The sequence below is a fragment of the Occultella gossypii genome (assembly GCF_019947135.1).
In the GTDB taxonomy this organism is placed as follows: Bacteria; Actinomycetota; Actinomycetes; order Actinomycetales; family Beutenbergiaceae; genus Occultella; species Occultella gossypii.
Map to the genome: position 1 here is coordinate 241,626 of NZ_JAGSHT010000013.1, position 13,947 is coordinate 255,572.

Annotated in this window: 8 protein-coding genes and 2 pseudogenes; 4 read left to right on the forward strand and 6 right to left on the reverse strand. The window is 65.6% G+C overall.

Annotation, left to right across the window (positions count from 1 at the left end; translation table 11 throughout):
* Positions 1 to 2: 2 nt before the first annotated feature.
* The 3 genes and pseudogenes from KCQ71_RS14525 to KCQ71_RS26965 all read right to left on the reverse strand — a co-directional run.
* Entirely contained in the window at positions 3 to 2,417 is a 2,415-nt protein-coding gene (locus KCQ71_RS14525) for an AAA family ATPase (RefSeq protein ID WP_223407091.1), read from the reverse strand.
* 259 nt (positions 2,418 to 2,676) lie between these two features.
* Positions 2,677 to 2,786, reverse strand: a pseudogene (locus KCQ71_RS27895) (transposase); the annotation flags it as partial.
* A gap of 42 nt (positions 2,787 to 2,828) precedes the next feature.
* A pseudogene (locus tag KCQ71_RS26965) lies at positions 2,829 to 3,221 on the reverse strand (transposase); the annotation flags it as partial.
* A 556-nt stretch (positions 3,222 to 3,777) separates the two neighbouring features.
* On the opposite strand from KCQ71_RS26965, the gene mobF reads away from it, so the two are divergent.
* Positions 3,778 to 7,542: a MobF family relaxase gene (gene mobF, locus KCQ71_RS14535; protein ID WP_223407093.1), complete on the forward strand. Its 3,765-nt coding sequence runs from the start codon at positions 3,778 to 3,780 to the stop codon at positions 7,540 to 7,542.
* A 75-nt stretch (positions 7,543 to 7,617) separates the two neighbouring features.
* Here the strand turns inward: mobF and KCQ71_RS14540 are convergent, their stop codons facing one another.
* Complete coding sequence (locus tag KCQ71_RS14540) at positions 7,618 to 8,355, reverse strand: hypothetical protein (protein ID WP_223407095.1); 738 nt, start codon at positions 8,353 to 8,355, stop codon at positions 7,618 to 7,620.
* Positions 8,352 to 8,780, reverse strand: coding sequence for a hypothetical protein (locus tag KCQ71_RS14545; RefSeq protein ID WP_223407097.1), 429 nt, complete (start codon positions 8,778 to 8,780; stop codon positions 8,352 to 8,354). The genes KCQ71_RS14540 and KCQ71_RS14545 overlap by 4 nt, the downstream gene beginning before the upstream one ends.
* Positions 8,781 to 9,298: 518 nt before the next feature.
* Here KCQ71_RS14545 and KCQ71_RS14550 point away from each other — a divergent pair.
* Positions 9,299 to 10,540, forward strand: a complete 1,242-nt coding sequence (locus KCQ71_RS14550) for an SAVED domain-containing protein (protein WP_223407099.1) — start codon at positions 9,299 to 9,301, stop codon at positions 10,538 to 10,540.
* Positions 10,537 to 11,874: an SMODS domain-containing nucleotidyltransferase gene (locus KCQ71_RS27660; protein ID WP_223407101.1), complete on the forward strand. Its 1,338-nt coding sequence runs from the start codon at positions 10,537 to 10,539 to the stop codon at positions 11,872 to 11,874. Before KCQ71_RS14550 ends, KCQ71_RS27660 begins: the two co-directional genes overlap by 4 nt.
* A 144-nt stretch (positions 11,875 to 12,018) precedes the next feature.
* Here the strand turns inward: KCQ71_RS27660 and KCQ71_RS14560 are convergent, their stop codons facing one another.
* Positions 12,019 to 12,258 carry a ribbon-helix-helix protein, CopG family gene (locus KCQ71_RS14560; protein WP_223407103.1) on the reverse strand — a complete coding sequence of 80 codons (240 nt, stop codon included), beginning with the start codon at positions 12,256 to 12,258 and terminating at the stop codon, positions 12,019 to 12,021.
* Between the two features lie 426 nt (positions 12,259 to 12,684).
* Here KCQ71_RS14560 and KCQ71_RS14565 point away from each other — a divergent pair, with 426 nt between their 5' ends.
* On the forward strand, positions 12,685 to 13,932 hold the full coding sequence (locus KCQ71_RS14565) for a serpin family protein (protein WP_223407105.1): 1,248 nt from the start codon (positions 12,685 to 12,687) through the stop codon (positions 13,930 to 13,932).
* The last annotated feature ends 15 nt before the right edge of the window (positions 13,933 to 13,947 follow it).

Genomic DNA, 13,947 nt, shown 5'->3' on the forward strand with positions numbered 1-13,947 from the left:
TACTACGAAGCAGAACTAGTTCGAACCTCGATTTTGCCTATGTCCCTCCCCAGCTCGGCCGAGACTGCCGGCCATGACCATCCACTCTCGTCAAGCCCAGATTCCGCCCAGGCCTCATCAAGATATACCTGAAACGCGCGTGCACGTGCGAGTCTTTCGCCAATAAAGTAGGCGGAGGCAATTCGCGGCCTCACACTGGTGTCAATGATGGGCACATCAACGACGACCGCATCGCAGTACGTGAACAGGGGGATCAGTTTGTTTAGGGTGTACGCACCTACCATTGTTATTCGCGCGCGTTCAGCGTGCGCTGCATTAAAATCCGTGAGGGGCGCCTCTATGAGTCTGAAACGAGCGAGATAGTTCAGTGCAAAAGAAACTGCCTCTAGGTCAAACCCTTGCCCTTGGAGGTGGCTATAAACGTCCGATACCTCGATATATCCAGCGCTGTCTTTAGCATCGCCACGCGAGAGCACGTAGGCGAGGGCTAGAGGCAGGAGGAAGTGGTTGCGTCGCTCGGGTCTGTCAACAGCGAACATGTTTGCGATCGGAGAAGTCTGAGGGTCATAGTACTCATTATCTCCGTACATCAGCGACCGCAGGAACTCATGAATTGGTATGAAGTAGTCGCCAGGATTGCGCTTCTCTACTTCGACGATCTTCACGGTGTCGACATGACCACTGCCGACGAACTGCGTAACGAAGGACAGAGCGCGGCGCATGTTCCCACCGGCGAGGTTATCGATCAAAGCAAGCAATTCCCTGTTGCGCCTGAAGTTTCCTTCTAGAACACGTAGAAACAACTCGAGGTTCTCGCTCGCGAGGGTCAGGCCCCCGCCATTCGTTCGCACGTCGCCGCCACCTTCAAGGACCTGGAGAGCGAAATCGACCCGCTTCTGTAACATGACGTCCGTACGGGGTGGCGAGATGGCGAAGACCCGCGGATGGTAACCCGAAACAGCGCCGTACCTTTGCGACTCATAGTACGTCTCGGGCCGGAGGGTCACGAAGACCGTCGCATCCCACGAGGCCGCTAGCTCGTTCGCAGCAAGGAAGACCAGATTCTGGACGTCGTGATCCCGCTGGTCCACATTGTCAAGGAATATGACGACCTGCCGATGATGGGATCGGACGATCCGGTTGATTGCCCGCCTGAGGTGGTCGCTCTTGTTCCCGATTAGTCCTCGGAGAAAGTCGATACGACGGAGCAGGTAGGCTTGGGAATCCACGTCCTTGAGTTGACCGTCCACACCCCGGTCAAACCGCTCGATATCCTTTCGGTAGAGATCCTCAACGAACGCAGCATCGTCAATGTCAATGTCGAAGTCCTCCAACAGCGTCTCACGAATCCGCTCCACTGCGTACTCGGCAGGCGAACTGAAGGTGGCTCCGCGTCCGTAGTCGACTGTTACTGCGATCGCATCTTGGAAGACCGGCTTGGCATCGATCCGAACCAAGTGTTGGATGAATGTGCTCTTGCCGACTCCTACGCCTCCCAGTAGCACTATCGGCCGATGTGAGGCGGCGGCGGACAGCGCCTCCTCCGAAAGTACGGGATTCACGCCTTTCTTCAAGGAGGCTGGCTCCTCAAGTTGGCCCCGCTCCCCTAGCACCGCGGCCGTCCTGCTCGTCAATAGCTCTCGGGATATCTCTGCGTACGACGAGAGTGCACCACTTGTCGCGTAGCACCGCTCAAGGAAGAGATCGCTGTACTTCTCCTCTTGTGGCATGTCTTCAAGCATCACTTCGCCCATAATCTGCAGGTTCGTCTGCATGTTGTTGCGCCGCTTGACCCCGGGGTAGGACGTCAGCGCGCTGGAGAGAGGCGGTGGAGGTGCATGAGTTCCGGTGCTCAGTTGACTGAAGATCCTCTTCGCACGAAGGCCATCGTAGGAGAGGCAGTTATAGAACGTCACGAAATGCTCTTCTATTGCCTCCAGTGACGGATATACTAAAGCCTTACCGTCGAGTGGCGCCACACCGTCATTTCTGCTTCCGAGGAATGCGACCCATTGATGTCCGTTTGTGACGACGCATGGTGCCACGCCGCGCGAGCCGGCATACCGCATCACCTGCTCCATCGCCGATTTGAGGCTCGCGTTCGAACGATCGCCTATGAGCGCGCGGATCCCGCAGGTGCCGCTCTTGGTGTCCATGGGTAGAACAAACGCGGCGCCTTCCTTCTTCGCCTCGACGATCGCGATTGTGCCGATCTCGCGTAGCTCGTAGTCCGTGTACCCATCGGCCGCGTACTGCTCCACGGTGATCGACTCGCTTGGCCAATCCAAGACAGCGCTCAGCATGTGATCGATGACGTCGAACCGGGTCTGCGCCTCGTTTCGCGTGCCCAGCCATTCGCTGGCAGACTCGCGCTGCTTCAGGGCTACGAGCGCGGCGCAGCCAGTGTCGAACGACAAGGCTTCTCCTTAGGTGGTAGCAGTCAGCGCGTGCTTCGCAGAAGCGTATCGGCGTGCCGGCACAATCGCCCGTCGCCTCGCCCCTTCAGGTCAAGCCCAGGGTGGTGGTGTACAGGCGCTGATCCGCCGATGGCGGAGGGTCGAGCTGTCAGTGCGGGGACGGTAGTGAGTAGCTCCTCGGGCTCGGTGGGCGGGTTGAGGGCAGCGCGGGCGCGGGTCAGGATGCCGAGGCCGATGTGGCGGCATTGTTCGGTCCAGGCGGGGTGCTGTTCGGCGAGTACGGCGCCGATCAGGCGCAGGATGGCGTTCCGGCCCGGGAAGTTGCCGACGACGTCGGTGCGGCGGCGGATCTCGCGGGTTGAGGCCTTCGTTGCGTTTGTTGGACCAGATCCGACGCAGATCTCCTTCGGGAACATGGTGAGGCCAGGCTGTCGGCGCGCGCGTCGTCCGGTGGGCGGCGACGTTCGGGGAGCTTGCGACCAGGGCGTCGATGATGCGTTCGAACTGGCTGTGCACGGCTTCGTCGGGCTGGTCGTAGACCGAGTGCCGCAGTGCCTTGACCCAGGTCCAGGACGCGTTCGGTGCAACGGACATCAGGTTCGCGGCGTGGTGGGCGCGACACCGCTGCCACGCGGTTCCGGGCAGCGTGGCACCGATCGCCTCCAGCAGCCCGGCGTGGGCGTCGGAGGCCACCAGGCCGACACGGCCGACACGGCCGACTCTGGTGAGCCCGCGCGCCACGGGATTGCGGATCTTCGAGAGGCTGGAAGGTTCACTCGAAGGATCTACCCGGTGTGACCGCACCTACATCGTCGCACGCTCACCCGGGGCCGTCGTACTCCACTCTGCCCAATTCCACTCTCTAAGAACCCCTTTCTCGCGACCCAGTACCGGTGTTGCCCGCTCCTAGTTGAGGTCTGCCCTCCCGCGACCGAGCGCGCGAGTACGCACCCCCGAACAATATGAGTCGCAGGTGGACCGGCAGCTGCGCACGCCCCACTCCTCCGGCGACTACCCCTTCATACCGCCGTCCATGGCTAGGACAGGAGCACTGGCGCTGCGGACCGGCGGGACCTTCGGTCTTGATCAGTGTCGCGTGGCACACGGTGGCGCAGCGGTCTCCGCAAGGAGCCGCTCTTCCTGACGCAGGCGACGCCCGATCAGAGGCTGAGCCAGCCGCGACAGCAGCGGCACCTCGTGGCCACACCCATCACCCGCGGAGCGCCCTACCCGGCGCCGCTCGACCGCCCGCTCGTTCGATCGACGACTTCTCGAGCGCAACACACCTCTTGCACCACTGGTGGGTGGTTCCGTATCGATATCGACCTGTTCGCGCGCGGCCGTACGTGTAGTGGGTGTGATGACGATCCACTCACTGCACGCCGGCAACGGGTATGAGTACCTGACCCGGCAGGTCGCGAGCGGCGATGAAGTGCGGCGTGGGAAGTCGCTGAGCGACTACTACAACGCCCATGGCAACCCACCCGGACAGTGGGTCGGGAGTGGTACCCGAGCGATGCAGATCTCGGGTCAGGTCGACGCCCAGCAGATGCGCAGCCTGTTCGCCTTCGGTGCGCATCCGAACGACGAAGCGCAGATGCTCGGCCGACCGTTCCTGCGCCGTCGCGAGTGGGAGGACGATCCCTACCAGGCTGCACTCGAGCAGGCCTTCACCACGTTCGCTGCACAGCACGACCGGGCGCCTCGTGCCGGTGTCGAGCGTGAGCGCATTCGGTGGCACGCCGCCACCGAGATGGTGCGTCAGAGCCTCGGCAGCGAGCCGTCCAAGCCCGAGGTCGCTCGCTACCTAGCGGGGCGATCCTCAGCCAACAGGGAGGGTGTGTCCGGCTTCGATCTCGTCTTCACGCCGGCCAAGTCGGTGTCGGTGCTGTGGGCACTCGCCGACGACGATGTGCGCGAGCAGATCAGTCAGGCGCACGCGCATGCGTGGCAAGAGACGCTCGCGTGGATCGAGCAGGAAGCAGCCCTCACTCGTACCGGTCGTGGCGGTCTGAAGCAGATCAACACGATGGGTCTGACGGCGGCCGCGTTCGACCACCTGGACTCACGTTCGGGTGACCCGAACCTGCACACCCACGTCGCCGTGTCGTCGAAGGTGCTGGGCGTCGACGGCAAGTGGCGCAGCCTTGATGCTCGCGTGCTGTTCCGGCTGACCGTGGCTGCCTCGGAGCGGTACAACGCCATCGTCGAGGAGCAGCTCGTGCAGCGGCTCGGCGTGCAGTTCGTGGCCACGCCTCGCCCCGGCAAGAAAGTTCCCGTGCGAGAGATCGACGGCGTCGGCGCTGACCTCGTCGCCCTGTTCTCGCAGCGACGTGCAGCGATCACCACGTCGTACGAAGCGATGGTCGGCGAATATCGAGCCAAGCACGGCCACGAGCCACCCCGCACCGAGCAGTACCGCCTCGCACAGGCAGCGACCCTGGCGACCCGCACCGCCAAGGAACCTGGCCGACCGCTGAACGAACGAGTCCTCGACTGGCGCGCTCGCGCCGTCGAGATGCTCGGATCTTCTGAACGCTTGCAGCAGCGGCTCGCTTCAGCTTTGCACCGTCAACCGACGCAAACCACCCTCCTGCTCGACGAGCGCCGGTTCACACAAGAAGCGGTGACGCAGGTGATAGAGCTGCTTGGCCAACGGCGCGCCACGTGGACCCAGTTCCACGTCCTCGCCGAAGCGACGCGGGTGGTCCGCACGCTGGCCGCCGTCCAGCAGGGATGGTGGTCCGTCACCGACGCCGCGCATGCGGTGACGACCGCCTGCTTGAAGGCCTCCATCCAGCTCACGCCGTCGGACCCCACACCCATCCCGACGGCGTTGGCCCGCGCTGGCGGGGCCTCGATCTACGTGCAGCACGGGACCACGAGGTACACCTCGCGACAGGTGCTGGACGCCGAGGCGGAGCTTCTACGAGCAGCACGGGCAAGTGGTGGTCTCACGGTGCGGGGGAGCACGTTCGAGGCCGCTGCCGCTGATGTCCAGATCGACTCCCGACGACGCATGGACACCCGCCAGATCGAGCTGGCTCGGCGGTTCGCCTGCAGCGGCCAACAGCTTGTCGCCGGCATCGGACCGGCCGGTGCCGGCAAGACGACAGCGATGCGAGCCTTCGTCGCCGCGGTCCACGGCGAGGGCGGCAAGGTCGTCGCGCTGGGACCCTCCGCCGTCGCCGCTCAAGTCCTCGGCGATGACCTCCACGTCCCCGCTGAGACCCTGCACAAGTTCATCGCCAGCCACGATCACGACACCCCCGTGCCGGAGCATCTACGCCTCGATGATCGGACCGTGCTGCTGATCGACGAGGCAGGCATGGCCGGCACGCTCGACCTGCAGAGAGTGCTGCAGATCGCCCAACGTGAAGGAGCGTCCGTGCGGCTGCTGGGCGACCCGAGCCAGCTCGGCGCAGTCGGCGCCGGAGGTGCGCTGCGGCTCATCGCCAACACCGTCGGGGCCGCCGAGCTCCGCGATGTCCACCGGTTCAGCACGCCCGGTGAAGACGCCGCCGGCCTCCTGATCCGGGTCGGCCGCAGCGCAGGTCTGGACTTCTACATCGATCAGGGTCGCGTCCACTCCGGCACACGCGATGCCGCGCTGGAGGATCTCCACGCAGCCTGGGTCGAGGACCTCGGCCATGGGCGCAGCTCGATCATGGTCGCCGCGACCAACGACGACGTCACCTACCTCAACGAGCGCGCACGCCAGCACCGCATCGCCAGCGGCGAGGCCGCAGAGGACGGCGTTGAGCTCGCCGACGGCACCGGTGCCGGGATCGGCGACATCGTCGTCACCCGTCACAACGACCGGCTGCTGCGCCACGGCAGCACCGACTACGTCAAGAACGGCGACCTCTGGACCGTCACCGGCATCCGCGACGACGGCGCACTCACCGTGCAGCACCACGAGCACCGCACCCGCACCGCGCTGCCCGCCGCATACGTGCGCGAGCACGTCCAGCTCGGCTACGCCACGACCGTGCACCGCTGCCAGGGCATGACGGTCGACGTCGCCCGGGTACTCGTCGACGACTCGATGGCCCGCGAGCACCTCTACACCGGCATCACGCGGGGCAGGGAGAGCAACCATCTCTATGTCGTCACCGAGGAGCTGCTCGACGTCTCCCTGCACCACCAGCCACAGCCCCTTGCCGCGGCCCGCGACGTCCTCGAAGCCGTGCTCGGACGCGGCGACTCCGACGACGCCGCCCTCACCACGGCGATGGCTGACCGGGAGGCATCGAACTCGCTCGCGATGCTCGTGCCCGCCTATGAGGACGCCCTTGCGACCGCGCTCGATCCCCACGCCGTCGCCAGGATGGGCGAGGCCATTCGACGCGCCTACCCGCCCGACCAAGCCCGCCGCATCCTGGCGGACGAGTCGTGGCCACACTTGGCTGGGCTTCTGTACCGCCACCAGCGAACCGGCACCGATGTATCAGCGCGGCTCGGGGAGCACGTCGAGAGCCTCGCCGGGGCGCGCTCGCCCGCTCCCCTACTGGCATGGCAGCTCGACGAACCCGTGACGGACGGTGAGGGTCTGCCCTCCTGGATCACTCCCCCACCGCCTGACGAGAGTCGACCGCGGGACGCGCGCAACGCCGTCGGGCATCCAGTGGAAGCCAGCGGCACGGAGGAGGCGGCGGTAGCCGCGTGGCTGCGCGATCGAGCGCAACGGATCCGCGATCGCCTCGACGAGCTCACCCGACGAGTCGCCGAGCATCCACCGGTCTGGGCCGCAGCGCTCCCGGAGCCACCCGGTATCGACTCCCCGGACCGGCTGGTCTGGGACCACCACGTGCGCCAGATCGTCGCCTACCGCGACCGGTACAGCATCGATACCGACTCGCCCCTAGGAACGTCGTTGCCTGCGGGCAGCGCCATGGGCAGGGCTCGGATGGCCGCCGAGGCGGCACTCACCGCGCTCGCCGCCGTCAATGACGCGCCCGACGTGGCCGAACGCGACCGGCTGCGGGAGATCGGGCGGGAGCAAGCATTGGCGCAGGCCGAGGTCAGTCTCGATGAGCTGCAGCAGGGCCCTATCTATCCGCTCGTCCCGATGCACCAGCATCTGAGCATCTATGGCGACGGTGCAGGGCCGGGGCTCGGCTGAACGTCTCTCGGTCATCGCAGATATCAACCTGTTCGCCGGCGAACAGGTCGATATCAGACACGCGACACGCACTGGTCAACCTCGCAGCAGCAGTTCCAAACGTTGGAGCCCTGCAGTCGCGCCTCCGACCATCGCCCAGACCGGGCGGTGCGCCCTCATGTCTCCGAGCATCGAACGCAGACGATCCCGCTCCAATGCGTCCAGCGGCGGTTCGCCCCGGACGTCCGCCGGGGTCAGCAGCGTCGACAGCACTGCGAAGTCCGTGAGGTGCCGATCGCGCTTGCGATCGAGCATCACCGTCCGTGCCGCTGCTTTCGCACCGAGCGCACCCAGCACCGAAGGCCGTAGGACCGCGCCGGTGCGGCCCTCGACCTTCACGGCCTGCGCCGAGGTTCTGTTCAGGGCTTTCTGCGCGCCGGGAGTCTCCAGAGTGGTGCCACCGCCGGCGCCCCGTCGACGAGCGGCGTGCTCGCCCAGGAACCTAGGGATCAGGACATCGATGACTGCCGCGTCGCGGACCCAACGGTGCTGGTGACCAGTGTGCGTGGTGCCGGCAGGGGCGAACCCGGCTGCCTTGAGGGTCGACGTGATCTGAAAGAGAGCGTCGGGATGGCCGCGGACGTCGAGCACGGTGTCTGCGTCGTCGGTTGCACGGGTCGGCCACGAGCCACGGGCCGCGCACCACAGGTGAACCATCTGGCCGCCCACGAGCGTCCAGCCGGTCGGGTGCGACTCGTAGAGATCGAGCAACGCCGCCCAACCTGCTGCTTGATCCGCATTGAGCATCGGCACCTCGACTACCTGCTCGCTCACGCCTTCCGCTCCCGGTTGGCAGGGCGCCCGTGCTCGCGGATCAGCACCATCGCTTGTTGCGCTTCTCTGGGACCCAGATCGGCCAGGTCAGCTGCCACGAGCAGCCACGGCACCGGCGCCCGTGGACGGACGTCGCACACGTAGAGGATGGCGTTGCCCGACTCCCCCAGTTGTGCGGGGACCAGCAGGTGATCGAAGGTCACCGCGTCGACGTCCCCACGGGAGACGTACCCCTCGGCAAGGCGTGAGTCAGCCATCCCGGACCGCCGGTCGGAGCGTCCCGAGGCCGCAACGCGCGCATCGGACAGCACCCCTGCGGGATCCGGGGCCGTCAGTACTTCGCGTCGGGCGCGCCGTGCCAGCAGCGAACGCAGCGAGGCCACCGGGTCACGCTCAGTCAGGAGCTTGTCCCAGCGAGATCGCATCCGCCACAGCTCCGACGCGCTCACACCGTCAGGACGACGACCGTCTGCGACCTCGACAAACGCCCACGCCATCCGCGGACTCAATGGTTGCCCTGCACGACGGGGTGTGGCGGGGATCGACGAGGGGTCGACCAGCCAGGTACCACCAATCCGTTCGCCACGAAGCTGACCATCCGCGAGCATGCTCCGCACGCGCCGTGGGCTCACCCCCAGATGGCCTGCGGCATCCGTGATGGACAAGAGCTCCATGTGCATAATTGTGCCGATACCGGAGCAATACTGTCAATCTCGAAGATCGAAGATACCGCAGGCGGCGACGATCACTCCGGAACGTGCAGGTCAGCAGAGTGAACGATGTCGTGATCTCGGAAACCACGCGACTTCCTCTCTGCGCGGCGGCGGCCCTCGCGTGGAGGGTGTCCACCGTCGAGCGGCCATACGGTTCGCCTGTCCGGTCTGTTCCGATGCACTGCTGCATCTCTGGTCGCAGTGCGGAGTTGCCGGCCGAGCTGTGATCGATGGTGAGGGAGTCCGCGAACGACGCCGATCTACTGAATGTCACGGTTCACCAGCCTGGGCCGTCTGAGGTCGCCTCTAGTCTCTCCGACATGAGCAAGCGAAAGGACCCACCGCGGCCCGTCGTCGTCAGCGTATGGGCGAAGGCGGCGGGCCGTTGCTCGATGTGCGGGGATCCGCAGCTCGTGAGCGCCATTCGCGATGTGACTGTGACGATCGGTGAGATTGCGCACCAAGCCGGCGCCACTGAGGGCAAGAAGTCTCCGCGGGGCGACGCTGACGTTTCCCTCCCTGCACGGGACAAGGAGGAGAACCTCATGCTCCTGTGCCACGAGTGCCACCGGAAGATTGATTCAACCTCAGGACAGGAGGTGTACACCGTCGAGGTGCTCAGGGGGATCAAGGAGCAGCACGAGGCGATGGTCGCTGCGCTCACCGACTTCCGCACCGAGAGCAGGACGCTCGTCGTGGCGACCCGCAGCACGGTGAGACAGCAGGCCGTCGCGGCGACGCCCCGGGAGATCGCGTTCGCGTTGGTCGAGAATCGGCGGACCCCCTACGCGCTCGGCAACCTCACCTACAACGTGACCATCGACTTGACCGACCCGGTGTCGGACGAGTGGGTGTGGCAGCGAGGGATGAAGCAGATCGACGCGGCGATCGAGGGCATCGAAGCCACCCTGTCCGCCGGCCGCGTCGACCATCTGTCGGTGTTCGCCCTCGCGCCGATCCCCCTGCTGGCGTACTTGGGTCACAAGCTCGGCGACAAGACGACCGTTGACGCGTTCCGGCGTTCACGGGACCACACCGACCGTGCGTGGTGCTGGGGCGAGGAGACGACCGGTGTGCCCGTTTTCGTTCACGACCTTCCCGACGTGGGTCGAGAGTCGGACAGCATCGTGGTCGCCCTGGACGTGACGGCCTCTGTCAAGACAGAACGGCTACCAGCGGACCTGACCGACCTGCCCACCGTGAGACTCCATCCAAGCAATGCTGCGCCAGGCCCCGACCTATTGGGATCCCGACGGGCACTCGATTCGTTCGGGCGCGCGTGGCGCCGGCTGCTCGCGCAGCTCGAGAACGACTTCCCAGAAGTCAATCGACTGCATGTCGTCGCGGCAGTCCCGGCCCCCGCTGCTGTCGCAATCGGGAGATTCCACCGACCCTACGCCGACCCGGCGATGGTCATGTACGAGCTCGGTGAGGACACCCGATACCAGCGAGCATTGGAGATCCCGGCGTGAGCGCGTGCACCGAAGAGTTCAAGGCATTCCTGAACGACCACGTCAACATCAACCAGACCCGCTGGGACAACCTGCTAAGCCGTGTATCCACCCTTAACGACTTCATCAACGACGCTCCCGCCGTCGGTGAGCATGTCAACGACGACGTCATTCCGCAGGGCTCCTACGCCCGCCGGACGATCATCCGACCGGTCGCGGGCAAGGACTACGACGCGGATGTGCTCGTCCCCATGAACGAAGTCGACGGTTGGGAGCCGGAGGACTACATTCCTTCGCTCCAGCGAGCGTTCGAAGCGTCGGCCCGCTACGCAGGCAAGAGCACGATGAAGAAGCGCTGCCTGCGTGTCCAGTACAGCGACGCCTTCCACGTCGACCTGGTCCCGTTCGTGGAGCGCGCAGGTGGCAGGTACATCACCCACCGGACAGAGAACCGATGGATCCTGCAGGACCCGACGGCCCTGACCGAGTGGTTCCAGGGTCAGAACAGGGCCGCCAACTATCACCTCGTCAAGGCCGTCCGCCTCGTGAAGTACCTGCGAGAGCACAGCAGCGCCGAGATCCCCTCAGTCGTGCTCACGACCCTGCTCGCCAGCCAGGTGAGCCCATACGGCGACCCGACCTACAACAGCGTGGCCTCGACGCTCAACACGCTCCTGTCTGCGCTCGACGCCTACCTCACCCCACTGGCGAGCCCACCGTTCGTAGACGACCGGAGCGGATACGGCGAGAATCTGGCCAACCGGTGGTCACAGACCGACTTCGACGCGTTCAAGAGCAGGCTTCGCACATGGGCAAGCAAGGCGCAGACAGCCTACGCGGCGCCCTACGCCGAGAGTTGCGAGAAGTGGCGTTCGCTATTCGGAACGGACTTCGGCACAGCGGCGGAGCCAGCAGCGCTGCAGGCGGCCGGCGCCCGGGGCGAGTCGGGAATGCGCACTGGCTTGGCGCCGGGTGAGCAGACCCTCGCAGATCTCGACATTGTAGAGCGGCTTGAGTCGCGCTATCACGTCAAGATGATCGGAAGGATGGCTTCCCGCAAGATGATCCGATTTCGGCGGCTACCGTCGACCGGAGACCTGGTGCCCATCGGACGGCGCCTGAAGTTCGAGGTCGAGGGCTGCAACGTCGAGGGCGCAACGTACTACTGGAAGGTCCGCAACTTCGGAGCCGAGGCCCAGAGGCGACACATGGAGCGTGGCGCGATCGAACCACGCGGAGCGCAGATCACAGAAGCCGCCGACTTCGCCGGTCCGCACTGGGTTCAGGTGTGGGCCGTCAAGAACGGGGTGGCCCTGGCAACATCGCGCCAAGAGGTCACCATCATCCCGAAGTGAAACGCCAGCGTCGTGGACCTGTTCACCTCTCCCTTGCTGGCGATCCAGTAGGCCGCCAGTGTGCGCGTGTCGCTCTCGACGCCGGGCCGCCTGGGTTGCGTCTTCCGCTGACACGCCGTGCTTGAGCAACGCTCGGATGGACCCTCACGCGGCAAAGTCAGCCAGCGCGCGACGAATCGCCTCGGAGCGGGATAGGTGGGCCCTCTCTGCCACGGCATCCAGCGCAGCGAGCTCCTCGGCGGTGAGGCGAACCGCTACGACCTGCATCGGTTCGGCACCGCGACCCGGGCGACCGCGGCCGCGCCGCTTCAACTCCTCGACGTCGTACCCGACCTCGGCCTCGTCTGCCCACTTCTGAATCTGCTCGTCACTGACCACGAACAAATCGTATGACGAAAATGGTCGAGCGGGAGTCGCGACCCCGGAAACGGTCGCGCAGAAACTGTCACAGTACTGTCACTGGGTCAATGGACAGCCTGTTCTTGCAGGTCAGAGTGACTAGGGCGACAATCCCCCATTGTCATCGACGACCGTCGGCTCACCGCAGCAATAGAAATCGCCGGGTTGTGTTCCGTGTCCCAGCTACGTCTCAGACCGCTTCTAAGACGGCCGCCGACCTGCGCCGCGGGTGTACTCGGCAAACGGCTACGACCGACAAGTCGCCCGCGCCGCCTCCGCGTGAGGTCGAAGGACGATTCGAGGTCGAGCGCTGCAATGTTGCCTTCGTTGGGAACACAGTCACCTTAGGGGCACCCGCCCCCTCACTTCCGGGGTTGACCACTACCCGTATTCACAGGAGAGGTGCAGGTCGTGACAGGTACCAGGAGCTTCAGAGCCGTCGCGGCCGGGGCTGCGGTCGCGTTCGTCCTGGCCGCCTGCGGTGCCGTCGGCGATCCGGCCCCGGGAGGCGGGCCCGGGGACCTCGCGATTGTCGGCACATTGTCGCCTGAGGAAGCAGCGGCCGCGGCCGACGGCGTCAACGCCTTCGGGTTCGAGCTGCACGCCGGCGTTGCCGAAGCCGGAGAGAACACGCTCACATCGCCGCTCTCGGCGGCGGTGCTGCTGGCGATGGTGACCGCCGGCGCAGGCGGAGCGACCGCCGAAGAAATGGTCGAGGTCCTTCACCTCGACGACCCACGAGACACACGGAACGCAGCGCTGCTCGCCGAACTCACCCACACCAACGACGTCACGTTATCGATCGCGAACTCGCTTTGGGCCGCCGAGGGCCACCCGTTCGATCAGGATTACGTCTCGTTCGTCGAGAGCATCTACGGGGCCACGCTGGACGAGGTCGACCTTGGCACCCAGGAGACCGCCGACACGATCGACGCCTGGGTCAACGAGCACACCCAGGGGCTCATCGACGAAATCGCCGCCGACCTCGGCCTCCCCGACCCACAAGCGGTGCTGGTGCTTCTCAACACCGTGTACTTCCTCGGAACCTGGACTACGGCCTTCGACGCGGCGGACACGCGCGAAGCGCCGTTCACGCTCGCGGGAGGGCAGCAGCTGGACGTGCCCACGATGCACCGCGGTCTCGCCGAGGTGCAGGCCTCCATCGGCGACGGGTTCCAGATGATCCGCCTGCCCTACGGGGCAGAAGAGCGCTACGGCATGGAGATACTCCTGCCCGACGAAGGCGTGGCCCTCGACGAGTTGCTCGACGGTCTCGACGCCGGCACGTGGGGCGACGCCGTCGGCGCGCTCCAACCGGCCACCTTCTCCGAGGTCGCGCTGCCCCGCTTCGAGCTGCAGTGGGAGGCCGAACTGAATGAGGTGCTGCAGTCTCTTGGTATGGCCTCCGCGTTCGGTGGAGGCGGGGACTTCACCCGCATGTCGCCGTCGAACCCGTTCCTGGACGTTGTCGTGCAGAAGACCTACATCCGGGTCGACGAGCAGGGCACCGAGGCCGCGGCCGTCACGGGCGCGGTGATGGCTGAGTCCTCCGCCGGACCGGCGCCGTTCCGGGTCGACCGGCCCTTCGCGTTCACCGTCAGCGACCGCGAGACGGGCGCCGTACTCTTCCTCGGCAGCGTCCACGACCCCCGCGGCTGACCAGACCACGACCCA

Excerpts from the sequence above, each read along its gene's own strand:
- mobF (WP_223407093.1), top strand. The coding sequence starts at position 3,778 with ATGACGATCCACTCACTGCACGCCGGCAACGGGTATGAGTACCTGACC.
- KCQ71_RS14545 (WP_223407097.1), bottom strand. The coding sequence starts at position 8,780 with ATGCGATCTCGCTGGGACAAGCTCCTGACTGAGCGTGACCCGGTGGCC.
- KCQ71_RS14550 (WP_223407099.1), top strand. The coding sequence starts at position 9,299 with ATGGTGAGGGAGTCCGCGAACGACGCCGATCTACTGAATGTCACGGTT.